This is a genomic window from Actinorugispora endophytica (genome assembly GCF_004363075.1).
Lineage (GTDB): Bacteria > Actinomycetota > Actinomycetes > Streptosporangiales > Streptosporangiaceae > Actinorugispora > Actinorugispora endophytica.
In genome coordinates this window covers 213,719-235,078 of sequence record NZ_SNYN01000002.1, presented here as the reverse complement: position 1 = coordinate 235,078, position 21,360 = coordinate 213,719, and the positions used below count along the sequence as shown (strand labels likewise).

General features: G+C 73.5%; 22 protein-coding genes. 8 read left to right on the top strand and 14 right to left on the bottom strand.

All coding sequences use genetic code 11. The features are described from left to right. Positions 1-67 precede the first annotated feature (67 nt). The 3 genes from EV190_RS24485 to EV190_RS05565 form a co-directional block, all read right to left on the bottom strand. Positions 68-502 carry a lantibiotic dehydratase C-terminal domain-containing protein gene (locus EV190_RS24485; protein WP_394345493.1) on the bottom strand — a complete coding sequence of 145 codons (435 nt, stop codon included), beginning with the start codon at positions 500-502 and terminating at the stop codon, positions 68-70. 606 nt (positions 503-1,108) lie between these two features. Continuing rightward, complete coding sequence (locus EV190_RS05570; protein ID WP_208113057.1) at positions 1,109-1,498, bottom strand: aldo/keto reductase; 390 nt, start codon at positions 1,496-1,498, stop codon at positions 1,109-1,111. Positions 1,499-1,579: 81 nt separating this feature from the next. Then, entirely contained in the window at positions 1,580-2,047 is a 468-nt protein-coding gene (locus tag EV190_RS05565; RefSeq protein WP_133740354.1) for a VOC family protein, read from the bottom strand. A gap of 114 nt (positions 2,048-2,161) precedes the next feature. Between EV190_RS05565 and EV190_RS05560 the strand changes: the two genes are divergently transcribed. After that, positions 2,162-3,166 carry a helix-turn-helix transcriptional regulator gene (locus EV190_RS05560; RefSeq protein WP_133740353.1) on the top strand — a complete coding sequence of 335 codons (1,005 nt, stop codon included), beginning with the start codon at positions 2,162-2,164 and terminating at the stop codon, positions 3,164-3,166. Positions 3,167-3,249: 83 nt separating this feature from the next. On the opposite strand, the gene EV190_RS05555 is transcribed toward EV190_RS05560, so the two are convergent. The 3 genes from EV190_RS05555 to EV190_RS05545 form a co-directional block, all read right to left on the bottom strand. Continuing rightward, entirely contained in the window at positions 3,250-3,624 is a 375-nt protein-coding gene (locus EV190_RS05555; RefSeq protein ID WP_166655382.1) for a VOC family protein, read from the bottom strand. Between the two features lie 201 nt (positions 3,625-3,825). Beyond that, positions 3,826-4,296: an MFS transporter gene (locus EV190_RS23915; RefSeq protein WP_243742372.1), complete on the bottom strand. Its 471-nt coding sequence runs from the start codon at positions 4,294-4,296 to the stop codon at positions 3,826-3,828. Positions 4,297-4,389: 93 nt separating this feature from the next. Then, positions 4,390-5,412, bottom strand: a complete 1,023-nt coding sequence (locus tag EV190_RS05545; protein WP_133740351.1) for a zinc-dependent alcohol dehydrogenase family protein — start codon at positions 5,410-5,412, stop codon at positions 4,390-4,392. Between the two features lie 128 nt (positions 5,413-5,540). Here EV190_RS05545 and EV190_RS05540 point away from each other — a divergent pair, with 128 nt between their 5' ends. Further along, positions 5,541-6,437 (top strand): helix-turn-helix transcriptional regulator, encoded by an 897-nt coding sequence (locus tag EV190_RS05540; protein ID WP_133740350.1) that lies wholly within the window; start codon positions 5,541-5,543, stop codon positions 6,435-6,437. Positions 6,438-6,596: 159 nt separating this feature from the next. Here the strand turns inward: EV190_RS05540 and EV190_RS05535 are convergent, their stop codons facing one another. The 5 genes from EV190_RS05535 to EV190_RS05515 form a co-directional block, all read right to left on the bottom strand. Next, positions 6,597-6,986: a VOC family protein gene (locus tag EV190_RS05535; RefSeq protein WP_133740349.1), complete on the bottom strand. Its 390-nt coding sequence runs from the start codon at positions 6,984-6,986 to the stop codon at positions 6,597-6,599. Beyond that, a complete protein-coding gene (locus EV190_RS05530) occupies positions 6,983-7,981 on the bottom strand; it encodes an ABC transporter permease (protein ID WP_243742371.1) in 999 nt (332 codons plus the stop codon). The genes EV190_RS05535 and EV190_RS05530 overlap by 4 nt, the downstream gene beginning before the upstream one ends. Then, the gene (locus tag EV190_RS05525; protein WP_243742370.1) at positions 7,978-8,667 is read right to left on the bottom strand and encodes an ABC transporter ATP-binding protein; all 690 of its coding nucleotides are present in this window, start codon (positions 8,665-8,667) and stop codon (positions 7,978-7,980) included. Before EV190_RS05525 ends, EV190_RS05530 begins: the two co-directional genes overlap by 4 nt. Next, on the bottom strand, positions 8,664-10,934 hold the full coding sequence (locus EV190_RS05520) for a polyprenyl synthetase family protein (protein WP_243742369.1): 2,271 nt from the start codon (positions 10,932-10,934) through the stop codon (positions 8,664-8,666). Before EV190_RS05520 ends, EV190_RS05525 begins: the two co-directional genes overlap by 4 nt. Before the next feature lie 460 nt (positions 10,935-11,394). Then, on the bottom strand, positions 11,395-12,123 hold the full coding sequence (locus EV190_RS05515; protein WP_208113056.1) for a phosphodiesterase: 729 nt from the start codon (positions 12,121-12,123) through the stop codon (positions 11,395-11,397). 333 nt (positions 12,124-12,456) lie between these two features. Here EV190_RS05515 and EV190_RS05510 point away from each other — a divergent pair, with 333 nt between their 5' ends. The 3 genes from EV190_RS05510 to EV190_RS05500 are packed head-to-tail and all read left to right on the top strand — an operon-like array spanning position 12,457 to position 15,159. After that, entirely contained in the window at positions 12,457-13,389 is a 933-nt protein-coding gene (locus tag EV190_RS05510; protein ID WP_133740348.1) for an SAM-dependent methyltransferase, read from the top strand. Positions 13,390-13,437: 48 nt separating this feature from the next. Next, positions 13,438-13,857, top strand: a complete 420-nt coding sequence (locus EV190_RS05505) for a YciI family protein (protein ID WP_133740347.1) — start codon at positions 13,438-13,440, stop codon at positions 13,855-13,857. Between the two features lie 15 nt (positions 13,858-13,872). Continuing rightward, positions 13,873-15,159, top strand: a complete 1,287-nt coding sequence (locus tag EV190_RS05500) for an RNA polymerase sigma factor (protein ID WP_133740346.1) — start codon at positions 13,873-13,875, stop codon at positions 15,157-15,159. Positions 15,160-15,278: 119 nt separating this feature from the next. Here the strand turns inward: EV190_RS05500 and EV190_RS05495 are convergent, their stop codons facing one another. The 3 genes from EV190_RS05495 to EV190_RS05485 all read right to left on the bottom strand — a co-directional run bounded on the left by EV190_RS05495 (position 15,279) and on the right by EV190_RS05485 (position 16,911). Further along, a complete protein-coding gene (locus tag EV190_RS05495; RefSeq protein WP_133740345.1) occupies positions 15,279-15,500 on the bottom strand; it encodes a helix-turn-helix domain-containing protein in 222 nt (73 codons plus the stop codon). Continuing rightward, positions 15,500-15,997: a DUF2975 domain-containing protein gene (locus EV190_RS05490; protein ID WP_133740344.1), complete on the bottom strand. Its 498-nt coding sequence runs from the start codon at positions 15,995-15,997 to the stop codon at positions 15,500-15,502. The genes EV190_RS05495 and EV190_RS05490 overlap by 1 nt, the downstream gene beginning before the upstream one ends. 254 nt (positions 15,998-16,251) lie before the next feature. Next, a complete protein-coding gene (locus tag EV190_RS05485; RefSeq protein WP_243742368.1) occupies positions 16,252-16,911 on the bottom strand; it encodes a TetR/AcrR family transcriptional regulator in 660 nt (219 codons plus the stop codon). 334 nt (positions 16,912-17,245) lie between these two features. Here EV190_RS05485 and EV190_RS05480 point away from each other — a divergent pair, with 334 nt between their 5' ends. From EV190_RS05480 to EV190_RS05470, 3 genes are all read left to right on the top strand, one after another. Beyond that, the gene (locus EV190_RS05480) at positions 17,246-19,063 is read left to right on the top strand and encodes a flavin-containing monooxygenase (protein WP_133740343.1); all 1,818 of its coding nucleotides are present in this window, start codon (positions 17,246-17,248) and stop codon (positions 19,061-19,063) included. A gap of 65 nt (positions 19,064-19,128) precedes the next feature. Beyond that, positions 19,129-20,163, top strand: a complete 1,035-nt coding sequence (locus EV190_RS05475; RefSeq protein ID WP_133740342.1) for an SMP-30/gluconolactonase/LRE family protein — start codon at positions 19,129-19,131, stop codon at positions 20,161-20,163. 164 nt (positions 20,164-20,327) lie between these two features. Next, a complete protein-coding gene (locus tag EV190_RS05470; protein ID WP_133740341.1) occupies positions 20,328-21,347 on the top strand; it encodes an SDR family NAD(P)-dependent oxidoreductase in 1,020 nt (339 codons plus the stop codon). The last annotated feature ends 13 nt before the right edge of the window (positions 21,348-21,360 follow it).

Below are 21,360 nucleotides of genomic sequence, written 5' to 3'. Positions count from 1 at the left end.
CCCACCGGGAACGGGCGTGGCGTGCGGCTCGGCGCCGCGCACCCGGACGTCGCCTCGTTCATACCAGTCAGGACGAGCTCCGCGCAGGAAAACGCCGCACATCAGCAGAGCGGGTTCGTGGCAGCCCAGTTCCTCCCCGGCCGGAGTTCTTTCGAGCCGGGTAAGCCAGAAGGTGGCGGCCGGCGGTGTGGAACAGGACGTGGGCCGGTTCCGTGGAGGCGCTGCCACCGAAAGCACGGACCTCGGGTTCGTGGACGCCGTGCGTCCACGGGGTGACAGCGTCCTGTTCCCGCGGTCTCCCCGGTACGACGTCGAGGAGCACACGAGCGGGGCGGCTCCCGGTACAGCGCAGCCGCCGGTGCGGCTCCTCGCGGATGAACCACCGGTCGGCGGGGCCGCATCGCTGCCCGGGCTCCAACGCGGAAAGCAGCAGGGCGCTCGCCGCCCGCCCGGCACAGTCCCACCGGAACCACTCGGCGGGGACCTCCTCTCCGTCATCCACGGGACACAGGCACCTTTCCGGCGGCCATCAGCAGAAAATCCCATCCGTCCCCCGGCTGGGAACCGCCCGGAGCGTGTAGAGCCGCAGCGGTTCCCGCGGCGCCTTCCAGAAGATCGATTCCGCGATGAGTGATCGGTCGTCGCGCGAGCGCCTCCGTCTCGACTCCGCTCGTGAGGCGTCCGACAGGACGACGGGACCCCCTGACCGCTACGGCGCGTCAGGAGCGCGGGCCCGGCACGGCCATGACACAGCGAAGCGTCGTCGGTCTTCACCAGGGCCACAGGACGGGGCGGAGCGTCCTTCAGCGGCGTCGGCCTCCGCACGCCTCACGGTGTCTTCGAGAGCCTGCGCGGCAAGCTGCTGGGAGCGGGCGGCTCCGCCTGCTCCGTGGCACCACGAGGGGCGCCGCGGACCGAAAGGCTCCGCTACGCCTTCGTTCCGGGCCGAGGTCATCCAGTAGGCCGGGGGTTGTTCCGCGGGGTGGCCGGGTGGTCCCTCCCTGCCCCCGGCGACGGTCCGTGGCGGTCATGGACTTTCTGCCTTCTCGGGCCCCGAAACGGGCAGAAGGCTCAAGATCATCGAGCGGGCCCCTTCTACGGACGCCGATCACCCCCGCGCCGAAACCTCCACACATCCCGGGTTCCCCGCACACGATGCTGCGGCGCGGCGGCGCAGGGACGTTTCGGCGGCGGAGACGATCCAGCGGCGGGAGCTGCCGCGCTGGTTGGGGCCCGGGCCCATCGGTCCGTTGAACTTGGTGGCGACGACGACGTCGTCCCGGCGACCGCGCAGCGCCTTCCCGACGATCTGCTCGGACTCGCCCCCGCCGCCGTACACGTCGGCCGTGTCGATGACGTTGATCCCGGCGTCGAGCGCGCGGTGGATGACGCGCACGCACTCGTCGTGGTCGGGGTTGCCGGCCCGCCCGAATCGCATGGTGCCCAGGGTGTAGGGGCTGACCCGGATGCCGGTGCGGCCGAGCGGGCGTGTGCGCATGGGTTTCCCTCCCGTGTGGTGTCCGGGCCCCGGGGCGCGGCGGATCGGGCCGCGCCCCGGGGCGGTGGTGGTCGGAAGGCTTCAGGCCCGGGTGTACTCGGCGGCGACGTCGAGGACCCAGGTGATGCCGAAGCGGTCGGTCAGCATCCCGAAGGCGGGGGCCCACTGGGCCGGACCGAACGCCTCGATGACCTTCGCGCCCTCGGCCAGGCGCTCCCACAGCGCGCCGACCTCCTCGACGGTCTCGCCGCGAACGGAGAGGAAGAACGGCTCCTCGGTGATGGTGGTCCCGTTCTCGCGGCGCGTGGTGGGCGCGCCCTGGGCGATCGGCGCGCCCTCGCCGGGCACGTCGTAGGCCATGACCCGGAAGCCGTTGTCGGCGACGACCTGGCCGAACACCACGTTGGCGGCGCCGGGCGCCTCGGCGGGCATCCCGAAGTCGCCGTAGGTGGCGATGGTGGTCTGCCCGCCGAACACCGACTGGTAGAACTCCAGGGCCGCGCGGGCCTGGCCGTGGAAGTTCAGGTGGGCGACAGCGTTTACCGACATGGTGGTCTGGTCCTTATCACAAGGGTTTCGTCGCCGGAGGTCTCCGGCGACGTCAGTGACTCTGGCACCGGTACCGGTCAGGGAACGTCCGCTACTTGTGGCAGCCTGGGCGCCATGCCAGCCTCTTCCTCGACCGGGACCTCTTCCCGCCTGCTCCTGCTGCTGTCCCTGCTGCAGGTCCGCCGCCACTGGCCGGGGGACGCGCTCGCCCGGCGGCTGGGCGTCAGCGAACGCACGGTGCGCCGCGACGTCGACCGCCTGCGCGAGCTGGACTATCCCGTCCAGGCGGTCAAGGGGCCCGACGGCGGGTACCGGCTCGAGGCGGGCAGCAGGCTGCCGCCTTTGCTGTTCGACGACGAGCAGGCGATCGCGCTCGCCGTGGCGCTGCGGATCGCCGTCGGGACGGGGGCGGGCATCGGGGAGGCCGCCGCACGAGCCCTGGCGACGGTGCGCCAGGTCCTGCCGTCCCGTCTGCGCCGGCGCGTCGACACCCTCGAGATCACCGCGGTCGGATCAGCGGGACGCGGGGGCGGCCCCCCGATCGACACCGGTGTCCTGCTCGCGCTGAGCGCCGCCATCCGGTCCGCCGAGGAGGTGCGGTTCGACTACCGGTCGCCGACGCGGCCGGACGACGCGGGCCTCCGGCCGCCGCGCCGGGTGCGCCCCCACCACCTCGTGGTCCGGAGTGGACGCTGGTACCTCGTCGGATGGGACCCGGAGCGCGCGGAATGGCGGATCTACCGCGCCGACCGGATGACGCTCCGCGTCCCCAACGGGCCGCGCTTCACCCCCCGGCAGGTGCCGGGCGGCGACGTCGCCGCCTTCCTCTCGGCCCGTTTCAAGGGCTCCGAGGACGCGGACGCCTGGCCCTGCCAGGGCGAGGTGATCCTCGGTCTCCCGGCCGCGCGGGTGGCCCCGTTCGCCGCCGACGGCCTCGTCGAGGAACTCGGCCCCGCCCGGACCAGGCTGCTGACGGGCTCCTGGTCCTGGGCCGCTCTCGCGGCGACGCTGGCGGGTTTCGGCGCCGAGATCGAGGTCGTCGGCCCGGACCCCCTGCGGGACGCCTTCGCCGAGCTGTCGGACCGCGCACGACGCGCCGCGGGCGCCGCGGGCGATTGAGCGCCCCACGGCCCCGGGCTCACCGACGGCCCCCTCGCACAGCGGACGTCATGGGCGCGGTGGCCCCGGGGGGCTCGGCCGTCTCAATGGAGGCACAGGCAGAAGGGGTGGCCCGCCGGGTCCGCGTAGACCCGCCAGTTGGCCTCCGGGCGCAGCTGGTCGGTGCGCTCCAGCACGGTCGCGCCGAGCTCCAGCACCCGCTTCTCGTCCGCCTCGATGTCGTCCACGTCGAAGTCCAGGTGCGCCTGCTGGGGCATCCGCTGCCCCGGCCACTCCGGCGGGCGGTGGTCCCGCGCCCGCTGGAAGGCCAGCGGCGTCCCCTCGAATCCGCGCACCTCCACCCAGTCCGGGGACTCCGGATCCACCACGACCCGCCCGCCGAGCAGTTCCGCGTAGAACTCCGCGAGCCGTACCGGGTCGGGGCAGTCCAACGCGACCGCCTGAAGCCTGCGAATCATCTCCGGTTCTCCTCCTTCTGGAACGCGGACCACGTCAACCCGAAAGGGGCGACGGGCCGGCTTTCCGACTCGACGCCGCCTCCGACGGTATTGCCGCCGCCGTGGCGGCGGCAATACCACGGCACGGTATGCCCGCCGGATGCCGGCCGTGACGGTGGCTTTCCGGAACCTCGGTCGGGCATGGCGGACCGGCCCGGACCGTCATTCGCCGGTGACCTGTCGAACCGTGACGGCGGACTTCTGCGCCGAAGGGACGACCGGGCGGGGTCCGCGCTCGCGGCCGACCAGAGTGCTCTGGGCGAGCACGGCCAGAGCGATCGACGCGGCGGTCACGACGCCCAGCGGGAGGCCGGCTTCGGATCCGCCGAGCCCGAAACGAGCGAGGCCGAGCAGGGAGGACGCGGCATAGGCGGCGGCGACGCCGACGAGCAGCGGCGTCCGCCGTCCGAACCGGTCGGACAGGGGCCCGGCGATCACCTGGCCGACGGCGAGCCCGATGAGGCACGCGGTGAGGGTGAACTGCGCGGCGGACGTCGCCGCGCCGAGCTCCCCGGTCAGCGTGGGAAGCACCGGCAGGTAGAGGTCCATCGAGACGGGGCCGAAAACGGTCAGCAGCATCAGCAGGGCCGCGAGGGCGGGGCCCGCCCGGCGACCGGATCGGGGGTCGGTCATGTGTGGTCTTCCGTGAAGGCGGGCCGATCACCCGCGGGGAGCGCAGGGGAGCGTCCCTGGAGGCCACCCCCAGGGACGCTCGCGAGGCCCGCCTCAGAGGGTGAGGAGGACCTTGGTGGCGCGGCGCTCGTCCATCGCCCGGTAGCCCTCGGCCGCCTCCTCGAGCGGGAGAGTGAGGTCGAAGACGGCGCCCGGGTCGATCCGGTCGGCCATGATGAGATCGACGAGCTCGGGCAGGAAGCGTCGGACGGGCGCGGGACCGCCGAGCAGGTTCACCGTGGCGAAGAACAGCTCCAGGCCGTCCAGCTCGACCCCGTGCGCGACGCCCACGTATCCGACGTGCCCGCCGGGGCGGGTGGCCCCGATGGCCTGCTGCATCGACTCCTGGGTGCCGACGGCCTCGATGGTCGAGTGCGCGCCGTATCCGCCGGTGAGCTCCTTGATCCTGGCCACGCCCTCCTCGCCGCGTTCCTCGACGATGTCGGTGGCGCCGAACCGCCGGGCGAGCGCCTGCCGGTCGGCGTGGCGGGACATCGCGATGACGCGCTCGGCGCCCAAGTGCCGGGCGGCGAGGACACCGAGCAGGCCGACGGCGCCGTCGCCGACCACGGCGACGGTCCTGCCCGGCCCCGCCTGCGCGGCGACCGCGGCGAACCAGCCGGTGCCCAGCACGTCGGAGGCGGCCAGCAGGCCGCGGGCCTGCTCCGGGGTGGGCTCGCCGGGCACCTTCACCAGGGTGCCGTCGGCGAGCGGGACGCGGGCGTACTCGGCCTGGGTGCCGATCGCGCCCATCATGACCTGGTGGACGCAGCGGGACTGGTAGCCGGCCCGGCAGATCTCGCAGGTGTTGTCGGAGGCGACGAACGATCCGACGACGAAGTCGCCGACCTCGATGTCGCGGACCCCGGCTCCGATCCGCTCGACGACGCCGATGTACTCGTGGCCCATCCGCGTCGGCCCGTTCACCTCCTCGACGCCGCGGTAGGGCCACAGGTCGGAGCCGCAGACGCAGGCGGCGGTGACGCGGATGACCGCGTCGGTCGGCTCGACGATCTCCGGGGGCTTCACGTCCTCGACCCGGACGTCTCCTGGGGCGTGCATGACGACGGCGCGCATGGGTTTCCTCCACTCTCGGTCTTGCTCCAGGCCAACGACACCACGTTCACCGCGGGCGAGGGAGTCACAGCTGGTGGGGGTACCGGCAGGGACTCCTCCACACCCGTGCTCCGACTTACCGTGGGTGTATGGATAACCGAGCGGAGGTCCGGGAGTTCCTCACGACACGCAGGGCCCGGGTGACCCCCGGGCAGGTCGGACTGCCCGCCGGGACGAACCGGCGGGTGCGGGGGCTGCGTCGCGGTGAGGTCGCCGCCCTGGCCGGGGTGAGCGTGGAGTACTACACGCGGCTGGAGCGCGGGGGGATCAGCGGCGCCTCCCCGGAGGTGCTCGAGAGCCTGGCCAGGGCTCTGCGCCTGGACGACGCCGAGCGCGCGCACCTGTTCGACCTCGCCCACGCGGCGAGTCCCGTCGCCCGGCCCCGCAAACGCCGGAACCCGAGGTCCTGGTCCCCGCACCCCAGCCTCCGGTGGACGCTGGACGCGATCACCGCGGGGCCCGCGTTCGTGCGCAACGGGCGCATGGACGTCCTCGCCGCCAACACCCTGGCGCGGGCGTTCTACAAGGACGTCTTCGACATGCCGGGGCGGCCGCCCAACATCGCCCGGTTCACGTTCCTGGACGGGCGGGCCTTCGAGTTCTACCCGGACTGGGGGATGTTCGCCGAGGTGACCGTCGCGCTCCTGCGCACCGAGGCCGGTCGGGATCCGCACAACAAGGAGCTTCACGATCTCATCGGGGAACTCGGCACCCGCAGCGACGAGTTCCGCCGCCTGTGGGGCGCGCACGACGTGCGCCACCACGGAACCGGGTTCAAGACCTTCCACCACCCGGTCGTGGGCGAGATGACGCTCGCCTACGAGGGGATGGAGATGGAGTCCGAACCCGGGCTGACGGTCACGATCTACGCCGCCGAGCCCGGATCGCCGTCCGCCGAGCGGATGGGTCTGCTCGCTTCCTGGGCCGCGAGCGAGTACGGCGGTGCGGGTGCCGTGCCGCCCGGAGCCCGGGAGGCCGCGGGCTGAGCCCCGGCGCGCGGCCCCGAGGTCGGCGTCCTGCTCGTGGAGACCCGTGGTCTCGTCGAGGTCATCGGGCGCCCCGGACGCGTCGGCCGCCGCCGCGCGCGGTGCGACGCGCGCCGGTGAACACCGCGGCCGGGTCCCCGGGGCCCGGTCCGAGGCGCGTCACCGGTGGCCGTCCGCCAGGAAGAGGCAGAACGGGTGCCCGACCGGGTCGAGGTAGACGCGGACGTCGTCCTGCGGCTGGAACCCGGCCAGGACCGCGCCTTGGGCCTCGGCATGCTCCCCCGCCGCCGCCAGGTCGTCGACCTCGATGTCCAGGTGGGCCGCCATCTGCTGCGCGCCCTCGACCGCGGGCCACTCGGGCGCGGTGTAGACCGGCTCGGTCTGGAACGACAGCCCCGGCCCGCCGCCCGGCGGCCTCAGGGTCACCCAGTCCGTCCCGTCCTCCGTCACCGTCCAACCGAGGAGCCTTCGGTAGAAGCCCGCCAGGGCGCGCGGGTCCGGGGCGTCGAACGTGGTGGCGGACACGGTCATGCGTGGTGGGCGACTCATCCGGGCTCCTGTCGTGTCGGGGCGGCCTCGCCGGTGCCGTGAGGTCCGCCGGTGTCCGGACACTTCCTGCGGCGCGGCCGTCGAAACAGGGGCGACCCTCCTGGCTCCCCGGCGGAGAACGGGGAGGGCCGGGCCCCTGCGGCGGGCGTGCTCGTACCGGTCCCCGCCCCCCGCTCGTCCGCGCCGGGGCCTTCGGCGCGCCGCCTCCGGCCGGGGAGCCGGACGAGGACGCGCCTGCGGTCGCGGGTGCGCAGCCTGAACGCGGTCCCGGCCACGACGACGGCGCCGAGGAACCACAGCGGCCCCAGGAGCAGGTGGAGCACTGGCGTGGTGTCGAGGAACCCGGCGGCGACCCCGGTCTGCATGGTCCCGTAGGACGGCAGGTAGCGGACCACGTCGCTGTCGGAGGCCGGGTTGGCGACGGGGTTCTGCAGCCCCATGTCGATGATGCTGAGCATGATGATGACGAACATGCCCTCCAGTTCGCCGCGCAGCAGCGCCCCCAGCATGACCCCGATGCCGCCGAAGGCCAGGGCCGCGCCGAGGAGGGACGCCCACAGCAGCACGGGCTGCTCGGGGACCCAGTGGAGGCAGATCACCGCCACCGCGTACGCGCACACCACCGCGGCGGCGGCCAGCAGCGCGGTGAGCTTGGCCGCCAGCAGGGAGGCGCGGGGGTAGCCGGCCATGGCCAGGCGCTGGTCGAACCCCGCGGAGCGGTAGGTGACGACGAACATCATGAAGCCCACGATCAGCGTGACGGCGTTGATGGCGCCCGAGACCTTGCTGACGTGGTTGCCGTGCACGGTGACGGTCTGGTCGGAGGCCCGCAGGAAGAACCGCACGTCGGTGTCGGCGATCACCACGGTGACCAGGGTGATCCAGAGGGGGACGAAGAAGACGACGAGGACCAGTGCCAACCGGTTGCGCAGGTGCTCGGTGACCGCGTAGGCGGTGGCGGTGGAGTAGCGCGTCCAGGCGCGTCGCACGGTCACCCCCTTCCCGTCAGGGCGCCGGGGCCGCGGGTCCCGTCGGCCAGGCGGCCCTCGTCCAGCCGCCACAGGACGTCGAACCGGGCGGTGTCGAAGGCGATGTGGGAGACCACGAGGACCGAGCGGCCGCGGTCGCGCAGCTCGGCCGCCAGGTCCCAGAAGCGCTCGTAGGTCTCCCAGTCGAAGCCCTGGTAGGGCTCGTCCAGCAGGAGCAGGGGAGGGTCGTGCATGAGGGCCAGGGTGAGGTTGAGCTTCTGCCGGGTCCCGCCGCTGAGCGCGGACACCCGGTGGCGGCGGTAGCCGGCGAAGCCGAGGACGTCCAGCAGTTCGCGGGCGCGGTCGAGCGTGGGAAGGTCGTAGGCGACCTGGAAGAAGCGCAGGTGCTGGTCGACGGTGAAGGCGGGGTTGAGCACGGTGTGCTGGGGGCAGTACCCCAGGCCGCCGGGGTAGGCGACCGTGCCCCGGTCGGGGGCGAGCCGGCCGGCGAGGACGCGCAGCAGCGTGGACTTGCCGGAGCCGTTCTCGCCGACGACCCCGGCCAGGCGGCCCGGGGGCAGCTCCATGTCGACCCCCCGGAGCACGTGGTGCGCGCCGTAGGACTTGTGCACGTCGTTGACCTGGAGTGTGGGCAGGGGGTCGGGCACCTGCTGGCCTTTCTGCGTCGGGTCGGGGCCGGGCGGGGCGGTCACTCGCGCTCGCGCCGGGCGGCGTAGACGCCCAGCGCGCGGGCGATGACGGAGTGCCAGCTGCAGGGGACCAGGTCCTGGAGGGGTTTCCACGCCTGGTCGACGAGGCGCCGGGCCTCGTCCTCGCACGCGGCGACCGCGCCGCAGTCCTGGAGTTCCCGGGCGATCGGCGCGGCGGCGGCCTCGTCGGCGTCCCCGTCGCGCACGGCGCGCCACATCTCGCGCATGCGCGGTCCCGGCACGAGCGCCACGGCGTGGGCCAGCGGCATGGTGACCTTGCCCGCCCTCAGGTCCTCGGCGGTGTGCTTGGTCGGCCTCGCGCGGCCGTCGCGGTCCCGGACCGTGACGCCTCGCAGGTCGATCACGTCGTCGCTGATCTGGTAGGCCAGGCCGACCGCGTCGAAGTAGTCGCCCATGGCGCGCAGCCGCTCCTCGTCGGCCCCCGCGATCAGCGCGCCGATCTCGGCGATCGCGCGCACGGGGGCCGCGGTCTTGAGCCGGTGGGTGACGCGGACGCGGCGCAGGACGGGCTCGGCGTCGCCGGTGGCCACGGCGGTGTCCATCGCCGACCGGTGGCCGGTGATGTCGATGGCCTGGCCGGCGTGGCCGCACCGCAGCGCCCGCAGGTAGGTCTGGTAGACGCGCAGGCGCAGCCGGTCGTCCTCGGGCAGCACCCGGCGCAGCACCTGGTCGAAGGCGAAGTAGGCGGCGGTGGCGGCGTTGACGGCGGTGGGGTCGCCGAAGACGGTGTGGACCGCCGGGCGGCCGCGCCGCAGGGGGGAGCGGTCCTCGACGTCGTCGACCACGAGGCAGCCCGTGTGCAGGAGCTCGGTGGCGGCCAGCAGCGGGCGGTACGGTTCGCTGTCGGCCCCGCACAGCTCGATGGCGGCCGTTCCGACATAGGAGCGCCAGCTCCTGCCCAGGCCGTCGGTGGCGTGGCGCATCGGGCGCACGAGCGACGCGTGCAGGTCCTCGACGACCAGCCCGTCCAGCTCCCCGGGCCGGTCCTCCATCCCGGCCACGGCGGCCAGCGCGCCGTGGTCGGGCGTCTCGGGGTAGAGGTGGTCGATCTCCTCGAGGGTGGTGTCGCGGACGCGGGTGATGTAGCGCTCGAAGTCGCCGATCCGGTTGGAGGGGAGCACCGCCAGGAGCCCGCCGCCGCGCACCGGCCTTCCGGCCATGGTGCCCTCGACGTCGGCGTCGGCCTCCAGCATCCCCGAGCCGAACACCAGCGACCGCGCCTCCTGGCGGGGGAACCACGCCCTGACCCGCAGGCGCAGGTCCAGTTCGGGGACCTCGACGTCGCAGCCGGTGTCGTAGGTGTTGAGCGTGGCGAGGGAGGTCCACGGCCGTGAACCGCGCAGGGTCGCGGAGGCTTCGACCCGGTCCCCGTCGGGGGAGGAGAGGACCGCGCCGCGGGCGTGCGGAGTGGTCTCCCCGGTGGCGGCGTCGGTGTGGCCGATGTCGGCGACGGTGACGTCCCACCCGTTGTCCAGGCGCAGCCCGGCCCAGGTCCACACGGGGTCGGGGCCCCGCTGTCCGTCCTCCAGGAGGTGCCAGGGGCCGCCGAAGGCACGCTCGTACCGGCCCCGGCCGCGCACCCGCGCGGTGCACCCGCCCCGGCGGAAGGTCCCCTCGACGACCAGGCGCGGCACGCTGTAGGAGCGCGTCGCGCCGTCCCCGGAGCGGCCCCCGGCCCCGCCCGGGAACTGGGCGACGGCGGGCTTCTCCGGGGCCAGGCGCAGACGGAAGCCGCTGTGCTCGCCGTCGGCCTCGGCGACGTAGGCGCCGCCGTCGTCCTTGGTCAGCCGCCCCACGCCGCCGAAGTCCAGGTCGAGCCGCTGTCCGCCGACGCGGACCGGGCGCGGGAGCCCCCTGTCGGGAAGCGGCGCCCGCCCCGGTGCCAGTCCGCCGAGCACCGCCTCGCGGACCCGCGGGTCGAGGGCGCCGTCGCCGCGGGCGAGTGCCCGGGCCAGTTCCACGCAGCCCTCGTCGATCCACGACTCCCCGGCGTGCGTCCCTGGGCCGGTGTCGCTGCGGTACCACGCCACGGCGTGGGAGTCCAGCGGGGTTCCGTCGGGCCGCCGGGTCCGGTGCCGGAGGAAGCGGAGGACGAGCCCGAAGTCGCCGTCGCCGTCGTTCAGGCGGGCGTGGAACCACCACCACTCGGCTCCGTCGCCCGAGTGCGGGAGGTCGAGGACGGCGGGGTCCGGAGACGTCCCGTGGACGGACCGCTCCTCGCGCCGCACGGCCCCTGGTTCATTCGCCAATTTCCCGTCCCCCTGCTGTGTCCGGCACCGCTCCGACCGCCCGCCGCCCGAGAACGGCGGCGATGGCGCGACTCCGATCCAACAGCATTTCCCGCCGCCATTCGGGATACGGCGGGAATATGGCCGGAAGGGGAAAACAGCCGACATCCGCACGCGCCGGAAGATACAATTCACGCCTTTTTCGGGTGGCGTCCGTTTCTCTCGGTGATCTTGACCTTTTCGGGGTCTCGGAGGCGGCTGAGACCCCGAAAAGGTCAAGATCGCCGAGAGAAACGGAACCACTCCGGGACTCCGCGGGAGGAGGACGGGATTCGCTCCACGAAGTCGACCGAAAAGAGAATACCCGGGATTTCCTTAAATGGAGCGAACTCCCGAATCTTCCGGCAAAGAGCGGACATTTCCATAAAAAGCCGACCGCGCCGATCGGCTGACGAAGCGCGTACGGCGCGGCCGGGACCGCTCAGGAGCGGCGCCGCGGCTCTTCGGGGGCGCGGCGGCCGCTCCTGCTGCCCCGGTACGCGGCCTCACGCGCCTCGGCCAGCCAGCGGGGTGCCATCTCCAGCCCCGGAGGGCGGTTCAGGACCGGGTCGAAGGAGAGGCGTCCGGCCTCGGGCAGCACGGTGTCCAGGGTCAGCCGCGCGACCGGCCGCCAGCCGCCGCGCGCCGCCCCCGCCAGCAGGGTGAACCGCAGCGGCCGGGCGCGCACCCGCCGCTCCAGTCGGCCCAGGGAGGCCGGGGCCACCGGGTCCCCGCCGCGCGGCACCGCGAGCAGCCACACCGCCCGGCCCTCGCTGCGGTAGGGGACGAGGCTGCCGTAGCGGGCCCGGCCCCAGCCGCGCGCGGGCAGCGGGAGGAGGCGGGTGAGCCTTCCGATTCCCGAAGCGGACAGGGCGAGGTCCCACGGGCCGTCGAGGCCCTCCCCGTGCGGGATCCGCACCGCGAGTCCCAGGACGTCCGCGCCCCCGCCGGGGACTCCCGCTCCCTTGGAGAGGCGGGCGACCACCGGTCTGGTTCCCTCGGGCAGCGGGAGGAGCCCGCCTGTTCCGGCGGTCAGCTCCCCGGTGAGCCACAGGCCCCGGGGATGGAACGCGCGCGCCCGGCGCGCCCGCGCGAGGCGGCGGAACAGCGCGGCCGGCAGCCTGGGCAGGGGTTCTCCCGCCTCACGTGGAGCGGTCGGTCGTCGTGCCACACCTATGGACTGCCCCTCGACGCCCGGTGCAACCACGTGGCGCCGCCGGCCCGGTGGACCACGCGATCGGCGGGCGCACCCGTACCGGCCGGGCCCGCCGACGCCCCGGACAGATCACCCGAGCCGACACGGAGCGGGACCAGTGGATCGTTTCGCCGGCCCCCTTCACCGACCACTCTGGCGAATTCATCCCTCTCCCGCCCCTGAAACGGGGAGAGTTGGGGGCAAGGGCTTCGCACCTCACCAGGTCACAGCCCCGCCGCGCCACGGCCACCCGCATCCGCCACCCGTCCGCCCGCCGCTCCAGCCGCCCGCACACCGAAGGCCCACACGATGACCGCGCACCCCCCCGAACCCGAGATCGACTTCTACAACCCCTCCCCCGCCCGGGTCCACGACTTCCTCGTGGGCGGCAAGGACAACTTCGAGGTCGACCGCGCCGCCGTCCGGGAACTCACCGACACCATCCCCGGCCTGACCACCATGGCACTGGCCACCCGCGCGTGGCTGGGCCGCGTCGTCACCCACCTGGCCGGCGAAGCCGGCATCGCCCAGTTCCTCGACATCGGCTCGGGCCTGCCCACCACCGGCAACACCCACACCATCGCCCAGACGGCCGCCCCCGCCGCGCGGGTGGTCTACGTCGACAACGACCACCTGGTCCTGGCCCACTGCCGCGCCCTTCTCACCGAGAACCCCCGGGTCCGGGTGGTGCACGGCGACCTGCGCGACCCCCACCGCATCCTGGACCACCCCGAGGTGACCGGCCTCATCGACCTCACCCGCCCGGTCGCGCTCATCCTGTCCTCGGTCCTGGCCTTCCTCGGCGACGACGACCGTCCCCACGACGCGGTGGCCGCCCTGCGCGCCCGCGTCGCCCCCGGCTCCTACCTGGCCGTCAGCCACCCCGACAACACCGTCGCCCCCGACCAGGCCGCCCGCCTGGACCAGCTCTACGCCACCCTCTCCCCGCCCGGGAGGACCCGCTCCCCCGAGGAGATCGCCCGCTTCCTCACCGGCCTGCGCCTGCTCGACCCCGGCCTCGTCCACGTCGGCCACTGGCGCCCCGCCCCCAACGAACCCACCTGGACCCCCGAACAGGCCTGGGTCCTCGCCGGCGTCGGCCGCCTCGACCACCCCACGGCGGCCTCCGCTGAAGCAGCGGCGTCGGTCCGCCCGCCTCCGGACGGCGTGCCCTACGCTGTCGGGACCCCTCGAGAAAAGACCGGCGGTCGTGTCGATCGGCGGCGTTCCCGTTCGACCTAGGGATGAGGGGCCCGCACAGGGGCCCGGACTGTTCAGGGAGACAGAGCCATGAAGTACATGCTGGTCATGCGCGCCACCGACGAGGCCTCCGCGAAGATGGCGGACATCGACTTCCACGAGATGATCGAGACCATGGGCAGGTACAACGACGAGCTGATCCGGGCCGGTGTGCTGGTCGCCGCGGAGGGCCTTGACGACGCCGCCGAGGGCGTGGTCGTCGACCACTCCTCCGAGCCGCCCGTGGTCAGCGACGGCCCGTACGGCGAGACCAAGGAGCTGTTCGGCGGGTTCTACATCCTCGACGTGGCTTCGAAGGAGGAGGCCGTCGAGTGGGCCAAGCGGTTGCCGATCACCGGACCGGGCTTCAGGACCGAGATCCGCCGGGTCGCCTCGATCGACGAGTTCCCGCAGGACAACGAGTGGATCCAGAAGGAGCGGGCCTGGCGCGAGGCCACCGGCCAGCTCTGAGCGGATCGACACGAGATGGCCGACCCCACCGGCCGCGAGGCCGTCGCCGCCGTCTGGCGGATCGACTCCGCGCGGATCGTCGGCGCGCTCGCGCGGTACACCGGCGACTTCGCGCTGGCCGAGGACCTCGGTCAGGAGGCGCTGGCCGAGGCACTGGTGACCTGGCCGCGCGAGGGCGTGCCCCGGAACCCGGCGGGGTGGCTGCTCACGGTCGGCCGGCGCCGCGCGATCGACGTGTTCCGCCGGCGCGCCGCCCGTGACGAGAGGTACGCCGTCCTCGCCCGCGACCTGGGTGAGGGCGGCGCCTCCTCGGGGGGCGCGCCCGCCGATCCGGTCCGGGACGCCGAGGAGGTCTTGTGGGATCCGGACCGGATCGACGACGACGTGCTCGCGCTGATGTTCGTCTCCTGCCATCCCGTGCTGCCCCGGGAGGCGAGGGTGGCGCTCACCCTGCGGGTCGTCGGCGGTCTGACCAGCGACGAGATCGCCAAGGCGCTCCTCGTCCCGACCGCTACCGTGCAGGCCCGGATCACCCGGGCGAAGAAGGCCCTCGGAGCGGCCCGGGTGCCGTTCGAGGTGCCGTCGGCCGGGGAGCGGGCCGAGCGGCTCGGCTCGGTGCTCAACGTGGTCTACCTGATCTTCACCGAAGGGTCCTCGGCCAGCTCGGGCGACGACCTGCTCCGGCCCGGCCTCGCGGGCGAGGCCCAGCGGCTGGCGCGCGTGCTGGCCCGGCTGGTGCCGGAGGAGCCCGAGGTCCACGGCCTGCTGGCGCTGCTCGAGCTGACGGCGGCGCGTTTCCCCGCCCGCACCGGGGCGGACGGGCGGCCCGTGCTGCTGGAGCACCAGGACCGCCGCCGCTGGGACCGCGCCGCGATCCGCCGGGGGCGGGCCGCCCTGGCCCGCGCGGAGCGCGCCGGCCGGGGCCTGGGCGCCTACGGCCTGCAGGCGGCGATCGCCGAGTGCCACGCGCTCGCTCCGTCGGTCGGCGCGACGGACTGGGAGCGCGTCGTGCTCGTCTACGAGGCGCTCGGCCGGCTCGCGCCGTCACCGGTGGTCGACCTCAACCGGGCGGTGGCGGTCTCCATGGCCCGGGGGCCGGCCGCGGCGCTGCCGATCGTGGACGGGCTGGCGGCCGCCGGGGCGCTCCCGAACTCGCACCTGCTGCCGGGTGTCCGCGGTGAGCTGCTCACCCGCCTGGGACGCACCGGGGAGGCCCGCGTCGAACTGGAGCTCGCCGTGCGGCTGTGCGGCAACGGAAGCGAGCGGTCGGTGCTGGAGGGAAAACTCGCCGCCCTCGGCTGACCGGCCCGACCGCCCGCCTCCCCCGGTCCGGACGGGGCCACTCCAGGATCACCGGGAGAACGGACACCGGACGCGCGCAGGCCTCGTCACCGGCCCGCAGCCGCCGCGGACGGCTGACGTCATCCGTTCGCGGCGCCTTCGGCCTCCCAGCGCAGCAGGTCTCCCGGCTGGCACTCGAGCGCCTCGCAGAGCGCGGCGAGCGTCGCGAAGCGCACCGCCTTGGCGCGGCCGTTCTTGAGCACCGCCAGGTTGGCGGGGGTGATCCCGACGCGGTCCGCGAGCTCGCCCACGGACATCTTCCGCCGGGCCAGCATCACGTCGATGTCGACGGCGATCGGCATCAGATCACCTCGTCCAGCTCGGCCCGCATCCGCGACGCCTCGACGTCGCGCGCGACGGCCTGGGCGAGCAGCGTCCGCAGCACGAGCACGATGAGCGCGACCCCCAGGACCGCCACGACGACCCCGCCCAGCAGGAGGACCACTCCCGGGGCGACGGGGTCGCCCGGCGCCAGGACGACGCCGAGCGCGAACACCAGGAGGGCGGCCGCAACGATCGCGCCGGTCACGACGTCCACGTACCGGAAGGCGGCGTGGGAGAACACCGTTCCGCGCCGCACCATCGTCACCAGCCGCCACACGCAGACCAGGACGACCTGGACGGCCACGACGCCCAGGACGATGATCACGAGGAGCGGGGCGCGCAGGTGGGCGAAGTCCGCGTTGAGCCCTTCCAGGTCGGCGGCCAACAGCGGCACCATCACCGTCTGCACGAGCACCGAGCCGACGAGGAGCACCGCGAGCACGACGCGCAGCGCGAGCACTGTCAACTTCCCCATCACTTCTCCTTCTATCGAAAAGCGATATCAATCTATCGATATTCGATAAGCAGGGCAAGGAGTCCCGTCGACCGGAGAGGAAGTCACCCGGAGAGCCCCGGGATCACGGCGCCTTCCCGGTGATCTTGACCTTTCCGTGGTCTCAGAAGCGGTTGAGACCCCGGAAAGGTCAAGATCGCCGGGAGGAACGGACGCGGGTCCTGGATCGTCGGCGCGGGGATCTCTCAACGACCGTCGGGGCGCGCGGCTTCCCGTCAGGTCCGCGCCGAGGGGGCGGTGACCGGGGCGAGCCACAGTCCGGTGAGGGCGTCGGTCAGCCCCGAGGCGGCCCGGTCCCAGGACTCGCGGGAAACGGGGGCCCCTTCGGCGAGGGCGCGCTCGCGCTCGGCGATCGTGTGGACCATCAGCCGGCCGACCATGTCCTGGCGCTCCAGGCGGACGTCCGGCGGCAGGTCGGGGAGGCGTCTCCTGAGCTCCTCGCCGGCCCGGAGCAGCGAGGGGGAGTTGAGCGCCTCCCGGGACATGATCTCGCGGTAGGCGGGGTCGGTCATGACCTGGGCGCTGAAGCGCCCGAACCAGGTGGGCGCGCCCAGATCGGCGAGGTGCCGGGCGAAGGGCTCCACCATGCAGGCGACCCAGTCCCTCACCTCGGCGGAGCCGTCGGCCCGCAGCACCATTCGGAGGCGCGTCTCCTCGATCTGCTCGGTGTGCCTGCGCACGATCGCGCGGACCAGGGCGTCCTTGGAGCCGAAGTGGTAGCTGACCGCCGTGTTGTTCCCCTGGCCCGCCTCCTGGCTGATCTGGCGGTTGGAGACCGCGGCCACTCCGTGTTCGGCGAAAAGCCTCTCCGCCGCGGACAGGATCGTCTCCCGCGTCGCGGCGACCCGGTCCGTCCTCGTCATCCTGCCGCTCATGGGGACCACCGTACCGACCCCGGCCCGCACCGGCCCACCGGTGCCGCCCGGACCCGGGCCCGACGCCGGTTCCGCACGCGGCCGGCGCGCCTTCCCGCGACGGGGGCGCGCCGCCGGACGGCGGCCTTCCCGACGCCCCCTCCTCCTCCCGGTTCGGAACCGTCCAGGCACGTACTGTTAAGATAAGTCATGCGACTGACTTAAAAGTGGGCGCCTCCGCGTGTGAGAAACGGGGCCCACCCGATGACCGACGCCCGCACCAGGGCACCCGCCGTCCGGCCGCCGTCGAGACCCGCTCCCCGGTGTCGCGGAGGCGAGAGAGGAAGAACGGCACGTGAGCACAGACTCCGACACGACCGCGAGCACCGGCGGCCCGGCCGAGGAGATCGACCTCGACGCGCTGCGGGCCAGGTACGCCCGCGAGCGCGACCGCCGCGTCCGCCCCGAGGGCACGGCCCAGTACCGCTCTGCCTCGGGCGAGTTCGGCTACTACGCCAAGGACCCCTACACCCCGTGGAAGGAGCGCGAGCCGCTGACCGACACCGTGGAGGTGCTCGTGATCGGCGGCGGTTTCGGCGGCCTGACGACCGGCGCGCGGCTGCGGCAGGCGGGCGTGGAGTCGATCCGGATGACGGACGAGGCGGGCGACTTCGGCGGGACCTGGTACTGGAACCGCTATCCGGGCATCCACTGCGACATCGAGTCCTACTCCTACATGCCCCTGCTGGAGGAGGTCGGCTACGTGCCCGAGTGGCGCTACGCCCCCGGCGAGGAGATCCGCCGCCACGCGGTGGCGATCGCCGAGACGTTCGGGCTCTACCGCGACGCGCTGTTCCACACCCGTGTCACCAGCCTGGACTGGGACGAGCGGGCACAGGAGTGGGTGGTCGGGACCGACCGCGGCGACCGGATGCGCGCCCGGTTCGTCATCACCTCCTCGGGCACGATGACCCGGCCCAAGCTGCCGGGCATCCCGGGGATCGACACCTTCAAGGGCCACACCTTCCACACGAGCCGGTGGGACTACGGCTACACCGGCGGCGACCAGACCGGCGGCCTCGACGGCCTCGCGGACAAGAGGGTCGCGGTGGTGGGCACCGGGGCGACCGGCGTCCAGGTCATCCCGCACATGGGCCGGGACGCGGGGCACCTGTACGTGTTCCAGCGCACCCCCTCCTCGGTGGACGTCCGCGACAACCGCCCCACCGACCCCGAGTGGGCGGCCTCCCTCAGACCCGGCTGGCAGCGCGAGCGCATGGAGAACTTCCTCGCGGTCGTCTCCGGCGAGCCGGTGGAGACCGACCTGACCCGGGACGGCTGGACGTCCACCGCCCGGCTCCAGCGGAAGATGATCTCCGGCGCGCTGGACACGAGCGTCTCCCCGGAAGAACGCGAGCGGATCGACGAACTCGTCGACGCGCGGAAGATGAACCAGCTCCGGGCGCGGGTGGACGAGGTCGTCGACGACCCGGAGACAGCCGGACTGCTCAAGCCCTGGTACCGCTACATGTGCAAGCGGCCCTGCTTCAGCGACCACTACCTCCAGACGTTCAACCGGCCGAACGTCACCCTGGTGGACACCGCCGACCACGGCGGCGTCACGCGCATGACCGAGGACGCGATCGTCGTCGGCGAGACCGAGTACCCGGTGGACTGCGTCGTCTTCGCCACCGGGTTCGACGTCGGCGTCTCCGGCGTCCTGGCGGGCACGCTGCGGGTCCGCGGCCGGGGCGGCCGGGACCTGCTCGCGTCCTGGAGCCGCGGACCCAGCACCCTGCACGGCTTCTACGGCAACGGGTTCCCCAACCTCTTCCACCTGGGCTCGCTGCAGAACGCCAACTCGGTGAACTTCGCGCACGTCCTGCTGGAGCAGGCCGAGCACATCGCCGCAGTCGTCGCGGAGGCCCGCAAGGCCGGGGCCGCGGTGGTCGAACCCTCGCAGGAGGCGGCCGACGCGTGGGGCCGGACGGTGCGCGAGACCGCGCACGACAACTCCGCGTTCCAGGCCGGGTGCACGCCCGGCTACTACAACCGCGAAGGCGCCGGCGTCCACGGCGGGGCCTCCTACAGCCCCGGCCCCGTGGCCTTCCACCGGCTCCTCAAGGAGTGGCGCGACAACCGCGTGCACGAGGTCCTGGTGCCGAAGCCGTAGCAGGGAGGCCGTCCGCGACCCGGGCTCCGTCAGGCGCCCCACCGCCCCGATCGAAGGAGAACCCCATGACGCCGCACCGCCCTGAGGCACGCCCCTCGGCGACCGTCCGCGCGCTCTCGCTACTCGTCCTGGCCGGCGCGGTGACGGGCTGCTCCGGCGCCGCGGCCACGGGCGCGGACCAGGAGCCTGGGGAGCGGACGGCCGGACTCCTGGTCCAGGTGACCTCCGTCCACGAGGAGACGGGGACGACCCTGCTGGAGGGGCCGGCCTTCGCCCCGGACGGCGGCCTCGTCCTCGTCGACGTCACCGCTCCCGCCGGGGAGCCCAAGGTGCTGAGGGTGGACACCGACTCCCGGGAGGTGGTCCCGGTGTTCACGAACGAGGACAGCGCCTACACGTCCGCCCAGTTCAGCCCGTTCGACGGTCGGCTGTACCTGACGGACTTCGCGGGCGGCGGGATCGACAGCGTCACCCCGGAGGGGGACGACCACACCACGTTCTTCTCCGGGGACGTCGACGGCGCGCCGATGCGGCCGGACGACCTGGCCTTCGACGAGGCGGGGAACATGTACGTCAGCGATTCCACCGGTTTCTCGGGGCCCGCCTGGGAGGCCCGGGGCAGGGTCGTCAGGATCGACCGGGACACGGCGGAGGCGACCGTCCTGGCGAAGGACCTCCCCGCGCCCAACGGGATCTCGTTCGACGAGGACTTCTCGGGCCTGTGGGTCGGCCAGTACGCCGCCAACCGCGTCGACCACTACACGCTCGGCGGGGACGGGACGGAGGTGGAGACCTCCCACGCCGCGATCCACTTCGACGGCGGCACGAGCCGGGTCGACTCCATCGCGGTCGACGCCGCCGGGAACCTCTACCAGGCCGTCCACGGCCAACCGAGGATCTTCGTGTACGGCTCGACCGGTGAGCACCTGGCGACGGTCTCCGTCCCCGCCGACGACGCCGACGGGCTGGAGTCGGCGACGAACGTCGCCATCGCGCCGGGGACGACCGACGCCTACATGACGGTCAGCGGCGGCGACGGCGGATTCGTCTACACCTTCGACGCGCTCGCCGAGGGGACCCGCCAGTCCAACGGCGGCTGACCCTCCCCGGACGGGACCCGGGAGCGGCCCGACGCGCACGCGGGACCACTCGCTTCTCCGGGGCGCCTACCATTTCCAGGGTGTCAACTAAGTTGACAACAGGGCCGTGGACGGCCACGGCGCGGACGAGCGGCAGGGCGGGGCCCCGCAGGCGAGGAGAAGACATGACCACGGACGACAGGCCGATCACCGCGGGGAACTCGGTGGAGGAATGGTTCGCGCACCCCGTCGGCGGGCCGGTCCTGCGCGAGCTGATCGAGCGGTCGGGCCAGGACGAGGACGCCCTGCGCCCCGTCGGCAAGCTCCCCCTGGCCAGGCTCGTCGAGCTCGCCGGGGACCGGTTCCCGCAAGAGCTCGTCGACGAGCTCGTCATCCGCGCGAACGGCGGGGTCGCCCCCGTCGTCGGGGAAGAGGAGGACGAGGAGCCGGAGACGCCCCCCGGCGGCGCGCGCTTCACCGGGCGGACCGTCATCGTCACCGGTGCGGCGTCCGGGATCGGCCGCGCCACCGCCGCCCGCATCGCGCGCGAGGGCGGCCGGGTCGTCGGCGTGGACATCGCGGAGGACCGCCTCCGGGCCCTGGTCGACGGGGCTCCCGAGGGCTCGGTCGTCCCCGTCGCGGGCGACATCACCAAGGACGAGGACATCGCGCGGATCGTCGCCGCGGCCGGGGAGCGCGTCGACGGCCTGGCGAACGTCGCCGGGATCATGGACGACATGTCGCCCCTGCACGAGGTGAGCGACCAGGCGTGGGAGCGCGTGTTCGCGGTCAACGTCGACGGCGCCTTCAAGCTCTCGCGCGCGGTGCTGCCGTCCATGCTCGCCGCCGGGCGCGGCGCGATCGTCAACGTCACCTCCGAGGCGGCGCTGCGCGGCAACGCCGCCGGGGCCGCCTACACGGCGTCCAAGCACGCCGTCGTGGGCATCACGCGCAGCTCGGCGTTCATGTACGGCCCGCAGGGGATCCGGGTCAACGCGGTGGCGCCGGGGCCGGTGGCGACGGGGATCGAGGGCGCCTTCGGCTCCGCGTTCGCCAAGGCGCGCATGGGGGAGTTCATGCGGCTCATCCCGCCGGTGGCGGAGGCGGCCCGGCTCGCCGCGTCGATCACCTGGCTGCTCAGCGACGACAGCGACAACGTCAACGGCGTGGTGCTCGCCTCCGACGGCGGCTGGTCCGTCCAGTGACCCGGTGCTCCGG